The sequence below is a fragment of the Ruegeria sp. CDSB136 genome, from assembly GCF_059610965.1.
This window is the reverse complement of sequence record NZ_JBXWOP010000006.1, coordinates 27,457-42,821: the sequence shown is the minus strand read 5'-3', so window position 1 is coordinate 42,821 and position 15,365 is coordinate 27,457. Positions and strand designations below refer to the sequence as shown.

Here is a 15,365-nt window from a genome sequence, read left to right as displayed (position 1 = left end):
CCCAAATGTTCCGACCGTTAGACCCACGGCTGCACAGCCGCTGTCTATGTCCGCACACCGGCAAAGCGAATTCCGCTCAAATCCGAGACACTGCGTTTCCATGTCGTGATATCGCGCAGACTGAAATCGCTCAGCGATGGGTGACCGCAGGCTCTTGCCAATACTTGCATCAGTTCGACACTCGCACCGAAGTAGCGCGCAAGCCTCTCCGCGCTGACTTGTACATCCAACCTTTTCCGCAGCTCGGGTTTCTGCGTCGCTACGCCAACCGGGCAATTGTTGGAATTACACATGCGAGCCGCAATACAGCCAACGGCCTGCATGGCCGAATTGCTGACCGCAATTGCATCAGCGCCCAAAGCCATTGCCTTGGTGAAATCCTCGGCCACGCGCAGCCCGCCGGTGACAACCAGTGTAACTTCGTGGCCTGTTTTTTGATCCAGATGCGCCCGGGCACGTGCAAGCGCCGGGATCGTGGGTACCGAAATATGATCACGGAAAATCAGCGGAGCGGCGCCAGTGCCACCGCCCCGACCATCCAGAATGATGTAATCGGCGCTGGCCGCCAGCGCAAAGTCGATGTCGTCCTCGATGTGATTTGCGGACAATTTGAAGCCAATCGGAATACCGCCAGAGCGTTCCCGCACCTCATCCGCCAGTTTGCGGAAGTCTTCCGGGCTTTCCAGATCTGGGAAGGTCGCAGGCGAAATCGCGTTTTGGCCCGGCTCCAGCCCGCGCACCTCGGCAATTTTTCCCTGCACCTTTTCACCAGGCAGGTGGCCACCGGTCCCGGTTTTCGCGCCCTGTCCCCCTTTGAAATGGAAGGCTTGTACGCGTTCCACCAACTCCGGCCGCCATCCAAACCGGGCCGAGGCGAGTTCGTAGAAGTAGCGAGAGTTTTCCGCCTGCTCTTCCGGCAACATGCCACCCTCTCCGGAACAGATGCCGGTCCCGGCCAGTTCGGCGCCACGTGCCAATGCGGTCTTTGCCTCCTCAGACAGGGCCCCAAAGCTCATGTCGGAGACAAATAGCGGGATATCCAGTTTCAGCGGCTTGGTGGCCCGTGGGCCGATTGAGACCGAGGTCGATACCAAGGCGCCATCCAGCAGTGGCTTTCGCGCCATCTGCGCGGGCAGAATCTGGATGTCGTCCCAATGCGGCAAATCTTTGCGCGGCACGCCCATGGCGCCCATTTCCCCGTGGTGACCCAACTTGGAAAGGCCGTCCCTTGCCAGTTCATGAATGCGGGCAACCGTTGGCTCTTCGGGGTTCGGCGTCGCCTTGGGCACATCGCTCACCGGTTCGGGTGCCGGGTCGCCCTCGGACAGGTCACCCAGTCTGGTGTGGCTGCCGTCGCAGAACGGAGCATTGGCGCTGGCTTTACAGCGGCACAAAACAGCCGGGCCGTCCTTTTCTGCCATGAACTTCAGCGGGGCAATCCCGTTTCCGGTGTGGCTGCCGTCGCAGAAGGGCTGTTTTTGTGAGCGCCCGCACCGGCACCAGAAATAGGTTTTACCTTTCTCAAGCTCGACACGTTCCGGGGTCTTAGCGGCGATGATGGGTGGTGTGGTTGTCATGTCTTAATCCAATCTGTCGCGATCATGGGGTAAGGAGTAGTCGATACAGGGACCTATCGGGATGACCCGCGACGGGTTCACCGTTTCATGACTGGCATAATAGTGGTCCTTGATATGCGCCATGTTGACGGTCGCTGCGACGCCGGGCTGTTGGTACAGATCCCGTACATATTCCGACAGATTAGGATAATCCGCGATCCGGCGGATATTGCATTTGAAATGACCCACATAAACCGGGTCAAAACGCACAAGCGTCGTGAACAGGCGCCAGTCTGGCTCGGTAGTCTTGTTTCCGGTCAGGTAACGCTGTTTGCCCAAACGCTCGTCCAGCCAGTCCAGGGTTTCGAACAATGGGACGACCGCCTCTTCATAGGCATCTTGCGTGGTGGCAAATCCCGCCTTGTAGACCCCGTTGTTCACGGTGTCGTAAATCCGGTCATTCAGGGCATCAATCTCGGGGCGCAGCTCCTTTGGATAGTAGTCCCCCGGCTTTGCTCCGATCCCGTAGAACGCCGTGTTGAACATCCGGATTATTTCGGGGGACTCGTTCGAAACAATGGTCTTGGTCTTTTTGTCCCAGAGAACCGGTACTGTCACCCGCCCGGAATAGTCCGGTTTTGCAGCGGTATAGACCTGGTGCAGAAAATCTGCGCCGTTGATTGTATCCGGCACGGCACCTGGACCTGGTCGAAATGTCCAACCGTTCTCTGCCATGTACCAATGCACGACCGAGATCGAGATCATTTTCTCCAGTCCCTTGAGTGTGCGAAAGATCAGCGTTCTGTGCGCCCAAGGACACGCCAGAGAAACATAGAGATGGTAACGCCCGGCTTCGGCCTTGAACCCGCCTTCGCCGCTTGGTCCGGGCGCGCCGTCTGCTGTGACCCAATTCCTGAACTGTGGTGCCCGCCGCACGAACCGACCTGCGGTATCCGAGGTGTTGTACCATTGATTTACCCAGCGTCCTTCCTGCAGAAGTCCCATGAGCTGTCCTTTCCAAGCCGCAAACCGTGCCACGTGTTAAGACGTGCCGCATCGTTTCGCTTCAGACTAACTGGTTCATTTTCTTCAACCCAGAGACTAATATTAGCCCACTTTGTTCTAATTTGGAGAACGATGCCGTGGGCCAGATGGAAGACATGCGACTGTTCGTTGCAGTCATAGAAGCGGGCAGCATAACGCGGGCTGCCCAGAGCCTTGGAATTGCAAAATCCGCTGTCAGCCGAAGGGTTTCTCTGCTGGAGGGTCGCTATGAAACTGTTCTGATCGACCGGCAGCGTGGAAACTGGGAAATAACCGAGACCGGTCGCGAACTGTTTCAGAGAGCAATCCGACTGGTACAGGATATGGATGAAATCACGGATGATTTCACAAGCACTTCCGCCGTGGTCGAAGGACCGTTAAGCGTGAGTGTTCCGCTGGAGTTTGGTGTTTCATTCCTTCAGCCCGCACTTTTTGACTTTAAGCGGAAATACCCGCAAATCCGGCTCACCGTAAACTTCGACGAACGCCAGGTGGATCTGTCCCGAGAGAATTTCGATCTGGCTATCCGGATAACGAACGAACCCGAGGCCAAGCTACTCTCAACGCGTGTCGGCTCTGTTTGGCATGGACTGTTTTGCAGTCGAGGGTATCTGGAGACTCATCCTGCCCCAAAAGAACTGCGAAATCTCCATGACCATCAGTTGTTGTTCTTTGGATCAGCCCACCGCGCAACATGGGAGTTTCTTTCAACACCCGGAAAGACGGAAATCTTTGAGTTCCAACCATACCTCAACTCCAACAGCGGGACGTTCTTGCTGAACGCCATGAAGCAAGGATTAGGAATAGCCCGCCTTCCCAATTTCATCCTTGGAGATCTGCAAGACTCAGACGACATTGCTCAGGTGCTACCTGAAGTGAAAATCGGAAACTGGGGCATTTTTCTGGTGCATGCTGAAAACAGACGTATGAACCGCCGCATGAGGTTATTTACCGAAGCCATCAAAACCTTCTGCGCCCGGTCACAAAAAAGCATCCAGGTGTCTGACACCGCATTTTAGGGTGGCCGCAATCTATTCGGCTTGCCCTTGCGAATTCCCGCTTCAACAGTGTGATCGTGGCTTGGAATGAGAATCCCAAATGCGCTGGACACGACAAATTCTTTCATGCCGCGCACATGAAGCTGCAACAGCCCACTCCCGGATGCTGTCTCAATCACAATGCAGGAATACGGACCTGTTCCCAATACTCTTGGTCTTATTCGGATATACGCGGCGGGCGCGGAACTCTCCAAAAGGGCCCAAACGACCAGCTTCGGCGAGCATTTGGTTTCTTTTGGCACTTCCCGCTAAACACCCGCCTCTGTTGACACGACTTCTGACTTCGATCGGAGCCACTTGAGAAACAGCATTACCTCAGGTCGATGATGATCCGGCAGAGTGTGGATGTAGTAGACGCCAAATAATGGCTCAGAAAACAACTCCACCATTCTGCCTGCCTGAAGATCATCCTGAAAAAAAGCACGCGCTGTGTAGGCAATGCCGTCGCCCCTACGAACGGCAGCCATGATCAGGTTACCCGGCATGTGATTGACTGAGAGAGGCTGCTCTGGAACGACACCATGGTAGGTAAACCAGTCGCTCGCTTCGTTTGTTCCCAATTCTTGCAACCACAGAAACTGCGTTAATGATTCCGGACTGTTCAGGTCCTTTCCTTCAACCAATTCCGGCGTAGCGACGACAATCATGTCAGAAATCAGAACCGGGTCTTCATCCGGCCTTGGCCTACGTTTGTCATGATATCGAATTGCTATGTCGATCCCACCCGGACGAGGTTCAACCAACTGTGACGTTGGATTGAGCATAAGTGTAATTTCCGGGTGTGCCCGTTGAAATTCAGCCATACGCGGAAGTAACCACTCCACGGCGAAGGCTGGTGACATCGTGACCTGTACTGGCCGGTTTGTTGCTGCTTCTGTTACGCGCTCCACGCCTCGGCCAACAATTTCAAAGCCTATACTGAGCTCACGAGCCAAACGTTCCCCCTGAGAGGTCAACGAAATACCTCGGCCACGTTTTTCAACCAAAGGTATGCCCAGGTGCTTTTCCAGGGACTTTACCTGCTGACTGACTGCAGCTTGCGTTACGTTCAAGCATTCTGCGGCCAAGGTGTAACTGCCCACTTCTGCCACGGCAGAAAAGGCGCGGAGGGCGTTCAAAGACGGCAGGTTCAACCAATTCATATGATAGTTTTTCTAATATATGGGTAGAACAATTGACTCGCATAACGGCGACGAATTGGCAATGCTTGGGTGAAGACAGTCGAACTCTATCACGCCGACTTAGCGAAAAAACTATCGTCCGTGTCGCGCCAACTCTCGAACAAAAGGAGCTATCCAAATGCAAGGTTTTGAAGGTGGTTGCTACTGCGGTGCAGTTCGTTACCGGATTAACACGGCCCCAGTCTGGTCTGGCCATTGCCATTGCAGATCATGTCAAATGGCACTTGGCGGGGCTTTTGTCACTTGGGCAAAAGTGGCGTCCGAGGATTTTGCTGTAACAAAGGGCGAAATCCGAACAGTTCAAAAAACACCAGGTGTCACGCGCGGCTTTTGCCCGCAGTGCGGCACCACTCTGACCTATGCAGCCGAGGGGGAGATCGAAGGTCAGGACTGGAGTAAGGACGCTTGGTTTGCCGCTTCCACCTTGGACGATCCATCCGCTGCAGAGCCCAAGGCCCATATTTTCGTTTCTCACAAACAACCGTGGATCAAGCTCAATGACGGCCTTCCTACGTTTGAGGAGTTTTAGACGAACCGCGGAGTTACACTGGAGGAAAACACAATGAGTACTGCGTTTTCGTACGCCTGCAAAGACTGCGACGGCATGGAAACCTGCCCCGGCAAGGTCGTGGCTTCTACAGAAGATGAAGTATGGAAATTGATGGAACTTCACGCGGTGATCGCGCACGGAGAAGATCCGAGCACTTGGGATGCTGAGACACGCGATTATCTAGGCAAGCTGATAAAAACTCACGACTTCGGCAAATAGTTCGCATTCAGCGAAGTGTTGGGATCAGTACGGGTCCACCCCAGCCCGAATACTTGCCAAAGAACCTTCGTTCCAATTCCGAGTTCACTGGAATGTTAATGGTAGCGGTTCACTTGCTGCTGCATCTGGGTACAAAGACGCAGGATACGAACCAATGGGCGAACGAAACCTGCTGTGTGTGCGGTCTGTGCAAACGTGGCGTTTGAGGTCTGACGAAGCATATCGATCTCCTGTGTCTGACCTTACGTTAACCGCCATCACAGGAGAGGTCTGTGAACTAGGACACAGACGTTTGCCAATCGCTTTGGAGGCCACCGACGCAGCGTGATTGGTATGCAAGGCGAGGCTCAACGAAGTCGAACAGCCAGATCCCTTGCGGAGGCTTTTTCAAAGCTTGCCTATAAGCTGGAAGCAACAAGTTTTGCCATTGGCCTTCAATCCGCTTGCTGTCGCTTTGGCATTCAGCATTCTTTCTGATTTTCCTCCGGTCCCCACTGGGAACAATCGATTTAAGTCTTTCAAAATGATATACTGCTAAAGCTCGTTAGCCGGGAGATCAGAATGGAACGGCGTCTTGCCACAGTGCTTGCGACGGACGTTGTCGGATACTCCGCGTTGATGCAACGCTCTGAAGCGGACACAGTTAAGCGCCTTAAGCGATTGCGGGATATCGTCAGCGATTTGGCGGAGCGTCATGGTGCTCGGGTCATAAGCTGGGCTGGTGATGGAGCGTTGGCGGAGTTCACCAGTCCGGTTTCAGCGGTCCGAGGGGCCTTTGAATTGCAGCGTGAACTATCGGCCCCTCATAACGCACAGGAAATCGGCCTCCAGTTGCGGATCGGCATACATCTTGCCGATGTGATTGTTGATGGGAAAGATCTTCTGGGAGACGGTGTGAATATCGCCGCGCGCATTCAGGCAGAGGCTGAGCCGGGCGGAGTTCTGGTTTCAAGCGCAGTATTCGAACAAGCCAAACGTGGGGCGCAGGTGCGGTTCATGCCCATGGGTCACCGGCGTTTCAAAAATATTGAAGATGCAATCGAACTTTATGCGATTGAGGGAGACCTCGGACTGCACAGTTGCATGCTTACGAAAGGCTTGCCTCAATCACAGGCTGCCAAGCCTCAGCAACGTGATAACGGTGTTATTGTTCTTCCCTTCCAGAACCGCAATATCGATCCAGAGCAGCAGTACTTTGCGGAAGGTTTTACAGAAGACGTTATCACAGAGCTTTCCCGCTTCACCGAGTTGTTCGTGATTTCACGAAATGCCAGCTTCTCGTTGGAAGGACGCGATTGCACGCCAGAAACGATATGTAACGAAACGGGTGTTCGGTATGCGGTTGAGGGGGGCGTAAGGGTTTTGGGAAACCGCGTGAGGATTTCCGCGCATCTTTTTGATGCGGCTCGTGGTGCGCAGGTTTGGTCCGAAAACTACGACTGCGACGTGCACGAATTGTTCGATGTTCAGGACGATATGGTTGCCAAAATCTCGGCCGCCGTCGCGGGTCGCGTCGAGCGGCAAGCGGAAAAATCTGCCCGGGAAAAACCTACGGAAGACATGGCGGCTTATGATTGCTTGAAGCGAGGGCTTCACCATCACCGCATTGGCGGGGTCACACGCGAGAATGCCGAATCCGCCATTAAGTGGTTTAATAGAGCCTTGGAAAAAGATCCGGCGTTCGGTCGCGCTCAGGCATGGCTGGCCTGTGCTGTAGCAACGCGGGACGAATGGCTTGGGATAAAGGACGAAGACCGCTACTGGGAAATGGGGCGGCGCGCTTTGGAACTGGACTGTAATGATGCTGAAGTGCATCGGATCATGGGGTCACTGTCCCTGTACAAAGAGGACTTTGACAATGCGCTTTATCATTACACGCGCGCGCTCGAGATTACGCCAAACCACGCGTACATAGTGGCGCACGCGGGCAATGTTCACAATTATCTGGGCGACGGAGAAAAGGGGTTGGTCTTCCAAAGGCGCGCCGAAGCTCTTGACCCGTTCCTTCCAGAGTATTGCCGGGAAGTGGGCGTCATTGCGCATTATGTTTTGGGGGACTGGGAAGCCTGTTTTCAGGCAGCAACAGCATTCCCACGAAGGACCCGGCGCGCAGCCGCATATCGAGCCGCAGCTGCCCTGCATTTAGGCGACCCAGAGCGGTTGAATCGCGCCATTCGACGATTGGCCACGATTGATCCGGAATTCGATATAGAAGGGTTTCTTTCTGTCGAACGCTTCCAAGACAAGCGGCGCAATGAGCAGCTTCGGGAAGAGATGTACCAGGTGCTGGCCATCATGAACAACGGTCTCTTGCGTGCGGTCGTGTGACAAACTTTCAAAACACGGCAAATGCTTCCTTGCAAACCCGCCACACAGGCAAACACACGAGATGTGTCGAACCCTCTTTTTCATCAGAACGCATTTGTTCAGAAACAACTGACGGCGCGCAAAACCAGTTCGTGACACCTGCTGAGGCGGCTCCAAGCTCCGCCGTATTGCCTGTTGTAACATCAGCGAGAATTTTTATTGCCCATGTTGCGTGAAACTGCCCCGGACAACCGCTGCTGCCTCCGAAATTGGGTTTTGGGTTCGTCTGCACGTTAAAAAGTTCGTTTCTGCGCAACTCAAACATTGACGGCAGGCGCAGTAGATTTCGCTTTCTAACGCCTGTTGCCTTCAATTATCGTCTGGCTTCGGCGCGCACTAGCAAACTCGAACCAACAAAACCAAGGCGCCGGCGATTAATGACCCGGCGTCTTATTTCCCTTTTTGGCCTCAGATTTACGAATAATAGGCGCTACTGACCTTGTTAATGGGTGCCAAAACCGCCGAAATGGGTTCGTATTGCTTAACGGTTCAACAGCGCAGCTCAAGCATCATCCGTCACATTTGGAGTGCCCGCAGCTCCGGCATGTCATGCAACCTTCGATCATCACCATGTCGAATTGGCCACATGAAGGGCAGGCCTTTCCGCGTGGTGCGTCCATGTTCACCACCTGTGCCTGCGGGTCGGACTTCAAGCCCATGCCTTCGCCCTCAAGAAAGCCGATGTTGATCAAGTGCTGCTCGATGACTCCGCCGATCGCCGCCAGAATCGAGGGGATGTATTTTCCCTTGACCCAGGCGCCGCCGCGCGGATCGAACACCGCTTTCAGCTCCTCGACCACGAAGGACACGTCGCCACCGCGCCGGAACACGGCCGAGATCATGCGGGTCAGGGCCAGCGTCCAGGCGTAATGCTCCATGTTCTTCGAGTTGATGAATACCTCGAATGGTCGACGACGGCCCGCGATCACGATGTCATTGATCGTCAGATAGATCGCGTGCTCGCTGTCCGGCCATTTCAGCTTGTAGGTTGAACCTTCCAGCGATTGGGGTCGGTCCAGCGGTTCGGACATGTAGATGACATCGCCGCCATCGGCTTCGTGTGGGGCGTCGGCGCTTTCGCCAGGTGCCTTGTCCGAGCTTTCCGAGACGGTCAGAACCGATCCGGTCACATCGTTCGGGCGATAGGTGGTACAGCCCTTGCAGCCCTGATCCCAGGCCTGCATGTACACGTCCTTGAAGGCATCAAAGCTGATGTCTTCGGGGCAGTTGATCGTCTTGGAGATCGAGCTGTCGATCCACTTCTGCGCGGCAGCCTGCATCTTCACATGATCCAGCGGTGTCAGAGTTTGTGCGTTCACGAAATAGTCTGGCAACGCCTCGTCACCGAACTTGTCGCGCCACATCTGCACGGCGTAATCCACGACCTCTTCCTCGGTTCGCGATCCGTCTTTCTGCAACACCTTGCGCGTGTAGGCATAGGCAAAGACCGGCTCGATCCCGGACGACACGTTCCCGGCGTACAGGGAAATCGTTCCGGTCGGTGCAATCGACGTCAGCAAAGCGTTGCGGATACCGTGTTCGCGGATTGCATCGCGCACATCGTCATCCATCTGCTGCATCGTGCCGCTGGCCAGGTATTTCTCGGCATCAAACAGGGGGAATGCGCCTTTTTCCTTTGCCAGGTCCACCGACGCCAGATACGCGGCGCGGGCTATTGCGTGCAACCAGCGCTCGGTCTGACGCGCCGCCTCGTCCGAGCCATAACGCAGGCCCAGCATCAGCAGAGCATCCGCCAGCCCGGTCACACCCAGGCCGATACGGCGCTTGGCCTGTGCTTCGGCGGCTTGTTCAGGCAACGGGAATTTTGACGCATCGACCACATTGTCCATCATCCGAACCGCCGTGGCGACCAGTTCCTGCATCGCCGCCTCGTCCAGATGGGCACCTTGTTCGAACGGTTCTGCCACCAGTCGCGCCAGGTTGATCGACCCCAGCAGGCAAGCGCCGTAGGGCGGCAGCGGTTGTTCTCCACAAGGGTTCGTGGCCGCGATGGTTTCCACGTAGCTAAGGTTGTTGGCCTGGTTGATCCGGTCGATGAAGATCACACCCGGTTCGGCATAGTCATAGGTCGCCTGAATGATCTTGTTCCACAGATCGCGCGCCTGAACGGTGTGATAGATCTTGTCGCCGAACACCAGCTCCCACGGGCCGTCCGCCTTGACCGCTTCCATGAAGGCATCCGTCACCAGCACCGACATGTTGAACATGCGCAGACGGGCCGGGTCGGATTTGGCGGTGATGAACTGCTCGATATCCGGATGGTCACACCGCATGGTCGCCATCATCGCGCCCCGGCGCGATCCGGCGGACATGATGGTTCGGCACATCGCGTCCCACACATCCATGAACGACAGCGGACCGGATGCGTCCGCCGCGACCCCGTGCACATCCGCGCCCCGCGGTCGGATGGTCGAGAAATCATAGCCGATCCCCCCACCCTGCTGCATCGTCAGCGCGGCCTCTTTCAGCATATCGAAAATGCCGCCCATGCTGTCAGGAACCGTTCCCATGACAAAGCAGTTGAACAGGGTCACACGCCGCGCTGTCCCTGCGCCTGCGGTGATACGGCCCGCTGGCAGGTATTTGAAATCTTCCAGCGCCTCGAAAAACTTCTGCTCCCAATGCGCCGGGTCCTTTTCGACCTGCGCCAGATCGCGGGCGATGCGCCGCCAGGAATCCTCGACCGTCTGGTCGATGGGCGTGCCATCCGCCTTTTTAAAGCGGTATTTCATATCCCAGATCTGCTCGGCGATGGGGGCGGCAAAGCGGCTCATTGGTGATTCCCTGTACTGAAAGAGGTATCCAGACTACCCCAAACCCTGCCCCTGCCACAACACCTTGATGACTGCGCCTTACGAGCTACAATATAAAGATGCACTTCGGGACGACTCTGTGGGAAAGCTGTGGATAAGTACGTAAACCTCATAAAACTATCCGTCGGCTCGGAAAGCGTAGACACGCTGATGGCGTGGCAGGACGGCCGCATAGCGCTTTATGAGGACGGCTGCCCGCGCCACGTCACCCGTATGTGGCCCAAGCGTGAGGCCGAAATTCTGAACGGCGGATCAATCTATTGGGTGATCAAGGGCGTCATCCAGTGCCGCCAACGCATCCTGCGGCTGGACGAGGTACGCGGCGAAGACGGCATCCGCCGCTGTGCCATCGTGCTGGACCCCGAGATACACCGTACGCAGACCGCGCTGAAACGCCCGTTTCAGGGCTGGCGCTATCTGAAACCCGAGGATACTCCGGCCGATCTGCCACAGGGACGCGAGCAGGACGATGCCCTGCCCGATGATCTGAACCGCGCGCTGGCCGAGATTGGTGTGCTGTAATTAGCCCAGCCGGTCCAGCAGATCGGACAGAACGGCCTTGTCGTCAGCGTCATAGTTCGCGACGCGGCTGCACCAAAGTGTCGCCTGCGACTGCAGTATAAGTCCATCCGACAGGATTTTCAGATGGTTGGCCCTCAGGGTTTCCCCGGTTGACGTGATGTCCGCGATCGCCTCGGCGGTTTCGTTCACCACCGTGCCTTCGGTCGCGCCCTGGCTGTCGACCAGAGTGTAGTCGGCCACGCCCGCCTCGGTCAGGAATTCACGCACCAGCCGATGATATTTGGTGGCAATGCGCAGCCGGTGGCCGTGCACCTTGCGGAACGCCGCCGCTGCAGCATCCAGATCGTCCAACGTGTCCACATCGACCCAACAGGCAGGTGTCGCAATGATCAAATCGGCATTTCCGAACCCCAATGGCGCGATCTCTTCGACCTGTTGTTCCCAGCGGGGCAATTTTTCGTGGACAAGGTCCGTTCCCGTCACGCCCAGATGGATCCGCCCTGCTGCAAGTTCCCGCGGAATCTCCCCCGCCGACAGCAGGATCAGCGATACGTTGTCGATCCCCTCAACCTTGCCCGAATACTCGCGGTTTGATCCACTGCGCGACAGGGTGATGCCACGCTTTTCAAACCAGGCGAAGGTCTTTTCCATCAGCCGGCCCTTCGAGGGAACGCCCAGTTTCAGGCTCATCTTGCGCCCTCCTCGATCTCGAGCATCAGGTCGGGGCGCAGGACACCACCCACTGCGGGAATTTCCGCGCCGTTGCCCAGTTGCCGGGTCAGCGCGTCGTAGCGTCCGCCGGTTGCGATGGGCGGCAGATCGGGACGACCTTCGGCGTAGAAGCCAAATACGAACCCGTCGTAATACTCCATGGATGTCCGGCCATAGGCGGCTTCGAAATCCAGCCGTTCCACGTCGACCCCACGCGCCTGAAGCGAGGCAATCCGCGCCTCGAGCCGATCCAGCGCAGGGGTGATCTGCGGCAGATCAACGGCCACATCGCGCAAGCGCTCAAGCGCGAAAGGCATCGTTTCGCGGACATTCAGCAGCGTCTCCAGACCGGCCAGTTCGCTGTCCGAAATCGGAGGCGTCTCGCGGTCTTCGCGCAGTGCCGCGATGCGGGCTTCGATTTCCGATGCGCGGCGTTTGCCGATTATGGGTGTATCAAATGCCATCGGATCGGGCGCGTCCAACAATGCATCCCGGCCCGCCGGAGCGGGTTTACGTCCGGCAAACCGGTCCAGAAGAACACGGAACCGGCGGGGTCGCCACAGGTGCCGCATTAACGCGGCCTTACGCCGTTCAGTCGTGCTCAGGCCCAGAACGGCTGCGGTCAGGATACCGATATCGCCAGTGGCTGCGCGCAGGGGCAAACCACGAAGCTGCAGCGCAAAAAGCGAGAACACCTCGGCGTCCGCTCCGGCGGGATCGTCGCGATCAAAAACCTCGTACCCGACCTGAATGTATTCGTTTGCGCGGTCCAGATCGTGTTCCTGACGCCGGAAAACCTCGCCCGAATAGGTGTAGCGCGCGGGTTCGGCACCTTCGCTCATGTGCATCTGCACCACGGGCAGGGTGAAATCCGGGCGCAGCATCTGTTCGCCGCGCAGCGCGTCCGAGGTCACATAGGCCCGGGCCCGGATGTCCTCGCCGTAGAGATCCAGCAGCAAGTCTGCCGATTGCAGCAAAGGCGGATCGACCACCTGCGCCCCGGCGGCCTCGAACCGGACGCGCATCATCGCGGCGCGGGCCTGAATCTGAGAGCGGTTGGGCATGCGTCAGTCCTGACTGTTCAGAATTTCACGCACCTTGGCGACCAGATCGCCGCGCGGCACTTCGAACTGGCTGGGGCGTTCTTTCCATTCCTCGAGCGTGGCGCTTTCGGCAATCTTCGCGCCCAGGATAAGGTCCTTGATCTGCACGATGCCATTGGCCTTTTCGTCACCGCCTTCGATCACTGCAATGGGCGAATTCCGCTTGTCCGCATATTTCAGTTGGTTGCCAAAATTCTTGGGATTGCCCAGATAAACTTCGGCCCGAATGCCTGCGTTGCGCAGTTCCGCGACCATTGCCTGATAATCAGCCATGCGGTCACGGTCCATGACGGTGACAACCACGGGGCCAGTGGCCTGCGCTGCGATGCGGCCCTTTTCCCGCAACGCGGCCAGCAGGCGATCAACACCGATGGAGATGCCAACAGCAGGCACTTTCTGCCCCGTGAAACGGGCAACCAGATCGTCGTAGCGCCCTCCCCCTGCAACGGAACCAAATTGCCTTTTACGTCCCTTCTCGTCGAAAATCTCAAAGGTCAATTCGGCCTCAAAGACAGGGCCTGTATAGTAGCCCAATCCGCGCACCACTGACGGGTCAATGACGATACGGTCCTCATCGTAACCTTGTGATGCAAGTAGTTGCACAATTTCCTGAAGCTCAGCGATTCCTTCAGCACCTATCGCGCTATCTCCAACCGCAACCATCAGTTTTAGCAAAGTGTCGGCATTAGTTGAGCCGCGTGCCGTAAGGAAATCGATCACTGGTTTAACTTGTTCTTCGTTAAGACCGGCACCTGCGATAAACGCTCCCGAAGCGTCCTTGCGTCCGCGCGTTAGCAACTCGCGAACGCCCTGTTCACCGACCTTGTCAAACTTGTCGATAGTACGAAGTACGTTGTTCACAACGATGTGATTGTATTTCTGAACTTGTTTATTAAACGCTTCTTGAGGACTTGCTGTTTGCCCCGCTTTTACGTCTCCTAAACCGATGGTCTCCAACACACCATTCAGAACCTTGCGGTTATTCACCCGCACCAGATAGTCGCCGCGCGGGATGCCGACGGTTTCCAACGTATCCGACAGCATGGCGCAGATCTCGGCATCGGCGGCCATTGAGGCCGTACCGACCGTATCGGCATCACACTGATAAAACTGGCGATACCGCCCCGGACCCGGCTTTTCGTTCCGCCAGACCGGCCCCATTGCATAACGGCGATAGGGCGTCGGCAGATCGTTGCGGTGCTGTGCGTAGACCCGCGCCAGTGGTGCGGTCAGGTCGTAACGCAGGGCCATCCAGTCGCCCTTGTCGTTCTCGTCCACTTCCTGCCACGCAAACACGCCTTCGTTCGGGCGATCCACGTCGGGCAGGAATTTGCCCAGCGCCTCGACAGTTTCCACTGCGCTGCTTTCCAGGGCGTCAAACCCGTACCGATGATAGACGTCCGCAATAGCCCGCAGCATCTCGGTGCGCTGCGTGACTTCCTGGCCGAAATAGTCGCGGAACCCTTTCGGCGTCTCGGCCTTGGGGCGGGGCTGTTTCTTGGGCTTGGCCATGTGGGGCGTCCTTGGGAGTTTTCTTGTTCCGCGCGCGGTCTATCCCATGGTCTGTTTCGGGGCAAGGCGCGCTTTCTCTGGCCACGGCGTCACAGGGTCGCTATGACCAGCCCCAGAGACAGGAGCCACCCATGCAGCATCTGGAAGAACAGATCGCCCACCTCACCCGTACAGTCGAAGACCTGAACGCGGTTGTCACGCGGCAACAAACCGAGATTGAACGCCTGACCCGCAGAGTTGAGATGCTGTTGCAACGTGAGGCTGAGCGCGCGCAGGAAGGGTCCGGCGGTGTCGTATTCGGCGACGAGCGCCCGCCGCATTACTAAAGGGTTACAGTCCCAGCGTCGATTTCACCGCACTGTCCACAACACCGCCCAGCAGCGCATCCTCGTCCCCGGTGCATCCTTCGGTCAGCGCGGCCAGGAAGGTTTCGCGCAGCTTGGCTTTGTCGTCCTCGGACGCGGCGTATTGTTCGATGTCGATCTGGCGATTGTACAGAGACAGGGCCGTCATCTTTCCGACCACGTCCAGGACGTACTCGTCATTCCCGTCTGCCTCTTCGATGACTGATGCGCAGGTATGGTACATCAGCGGCAGCGCTTCCTGCATCATCTGGTCCGCTTCGTCATCGGCCAGCGCAAATCCCGGCGCGGCGATAAAAGCGACCATCGAAATCAGTTTGAACCCGTGAAAACGCATGGCAAGTCC

15 protein-coding genes are annotated in these 15,365 nt (G+C 56.8%); 6 read left to right on the top strand and 9 right to left on the bottom strand.

The window, feature by feature from the left end; translation table 11 throughout:
- Positions 1-44: 44 nt before the first annotated feature.
- Together AC2FIR_RS08150 and AC2FIR_RS08145 are read right to left on the bottom strand one after the other, a co-directional pair.
- Positions 45-1,577, bottom strand: coding sequence for a glutamate synthase-related protein (locus AC2FIR_RS08150; protein ID WP_496746356.1), 1,533 nt, complete (start codon positions 1,575-1,577; stop codon positions 45-47).
- A 3-nt stretch (positions 1,578-1,580) separates the two neighbouring features.
- Complete coding sequence (locus AC2FIR_RS08145) at positions 1,581-2,561, bottom strand: glutathione S-transferase family protein (protein ID WP_496746354.1); 981 nt, start codon at positions 2,559-2,561, stop codon at positions 1,581-1,583.
- Positions 2,562-2,707: 146 nt separating this feature from the next.
- Here AC2FIR_RS08145 and AC2FIR_RS08140 point away from each other — a divergent pair, with 146 nt between their 5' ends.
- Positions 2,708-3,619, top strand: a complete 912-nt coding sequence (locus tag AC2FIR_RS08140) for a LysR family transcriptional regulator (protein ID WP_496762178.1) — start codon at positions 2,708-2,710, stop codon at positions 3,617-3,619.
- 287 nt (positions 3,620-3,906) lie between these two features.
- Here AC2FIR_RS08140 and AC2FIR_RS08135 read toward each other — a convergent pair whose 3' ends face one another.
- Positions 3,907-4,800: a LysR family transcriptional regulator gene (locus AC2FIR_RS08135; RefSeq protein ID WP_496746352.1), complete on the bottom strand. Its 894-nt coding sequence runs from the start codon at positions 4,798-4,800 to the stop codon at positions 3,907-3,909.
- A 157-nt stretch (positions 4,801-4,957) separates the two neighbouring features.
- Here AC2FIR_RS08135 and AC2FIR_RS08130 point away from each other — a divergent pair, with 157 nt between their 5' ends.
- The 3 genes from AC2FIR_RS08130 (at position 4,958) to AC2FIR_RS08120 (ending at position 7,936) form a co-directional block, all read left to right on the top strand.
- Complete coding sequence (locus tag AC2FIR_RS08130; RefSeq protein ID WP_321254612.1) at positions 4,958-5,368, top strand: GFA family protein; 411 nt, start codon at positions 4,958-4,960, stop codon at positions 5,366-5,368.
- Positions 5,369-5,401: 33 nt separating this feature from the next.
- On the top strand, positions 5,402-5,608 hold the full coding sequence (locus tag AC2FIR_RS08125) for a DUF1059 domain-containing protein (protein ID WP_170614837.1): 207 nt from the start codon (positions 5,402-5,404) through the stop codon (positions 5,606-5,608).
- 561 nt (positions 5,609-6,169) lie between these two features.
- Positions 6,170-7,936 (top strand): adenylate/guanylate cyclase domain-containing protein, encoded by a 1,767-nt coding sequence (locus AC2FIR_RS08120; RefSeq protein ID WP_496747626.1) that lies wholly within the window; start codon positions 6,170-6,172, stop codon positions 7,934-7,936.
- 7 nt (positions 7,937-7,943) lie between these two features.
- Here the strand turns inward: AC2FIR_RS08120 and AC2FIR_RS08115 are convergent, their stop codons facing one another.
- Together AC2FIR_RS08115 and AC2FIR_RS08110 are read right to left on the bottom strand one after the other, a co-directional pair.
- A complete protein-coding gene (locus AC2FIR_RS08115; RefSeq protein ID WP_496747628.1) occupies positions 7,944-8,240 on the bottom strand; it encodes a hypothetical protein in 297 nt (98 codons plus the stop codon).
- A gap of 244 nt (positions 8,241-8,484) precedes the next feature.
- Positions 8,485-10,770 carry an adenosylcobalamin-dependent ribonucleoside-diphosphate reductase gene (locus tag AC2FIR_RS08110; RefSeq protein ID WP_496747629.1) on the bottom strand — a complete coding sequence of 762 codons (2,286 nt, stop codon included), beginning with the start codon at positions 10,768-10,770 and terminating at the stop codon, positions 8,485-8,487.
- A 129-nt stretch (positions 10,771-10,899) separates the two neighbouring features.
- Between AC2FIR_RS08110 and AC2FIR_RS08105 the strand changes: the two genes are divergently transcribed.
- Entirely contained in the window at positions 10,900-11,331 is a 432-nt protein-coding gene (locus AC2FIR_RS08105; protein WP_170614840.1) for a DUF1489 family protein, read from the top strand.
- On the opposite strand, the gene hisG is transcribed toward AC2FIR_RS08105, so the two are convergent.
- The 3 genes from hisG to hisS are packed head-to-tail and all read right to left on the bottom strand — an operon-like array spanning position 11,332 to position 14,657.
- Entirely contained in the window at positions 11,332-12,021 is a 690-nt protein-coding gene (gene hisG, locus AC2FIR_RS08100) for an ATP phosphoribosyltransferase (RefSeq protein ID WP_480491507.1), read from the bottom strand.
- Positions 12,018-13,106: an ATP phosphoribosyltransferase regulatory subunit gene (locus AC2FIR_RS08095; protein WP_496747631.1), complete on the bottom strand. Its 1,089-nt coding sequence runs from the start codon at positions 13,104-13,106 to the stop codon at positions 12,018-12,020. Before AC2FIR_RS08095 ends, hisG begins: the two co-directional genes overlap by 4 nt.
- A 3-nt stretch (positions 13,107-13,109) precedes the next feature.
- Entirely contained in the window at positions 13,110-14,657 is a 1,548-nt protein-coding gene (gene hisS, locus AC2FIR_RS08090; RefSeq protein ID WP_496762110.1) for a histidine--tRNA ligase, read from the bottom strand.
- Between the two features lie 131 nt (positions 14,658-14,788).
- Between hisS and AC2FIR_RS08085 the strand changes: the two genes are divergently transcribed.
- A complete protein-coding gene (locus AC2FIR_RS08085; protein ID WP_170614844.1) occupies positions 14,789-14,983 on the top strand; it encodes a SlyX family protein in 195 nt (64 codons plus the stop codon).
- A gap of 4 nt (positions 14,984-14,987) precedes the next feature.
- On the opposite strand, the gene AC2FIR_RS08080 is transcribed toward AC2FIR_RS08085, so the two are convergent.
- Positions 14,988-15,356, bottom strand: coding sequence for a hypothetical protein (locus AC2FIR_RS08080; protein WP_170614845.1), 369 nt, complete (start codon positions 15,354-15,356; stop codon positions 14,988-14,990).
- Positions 15,357-15,365 lie beyond the last annotated feature (9 nt).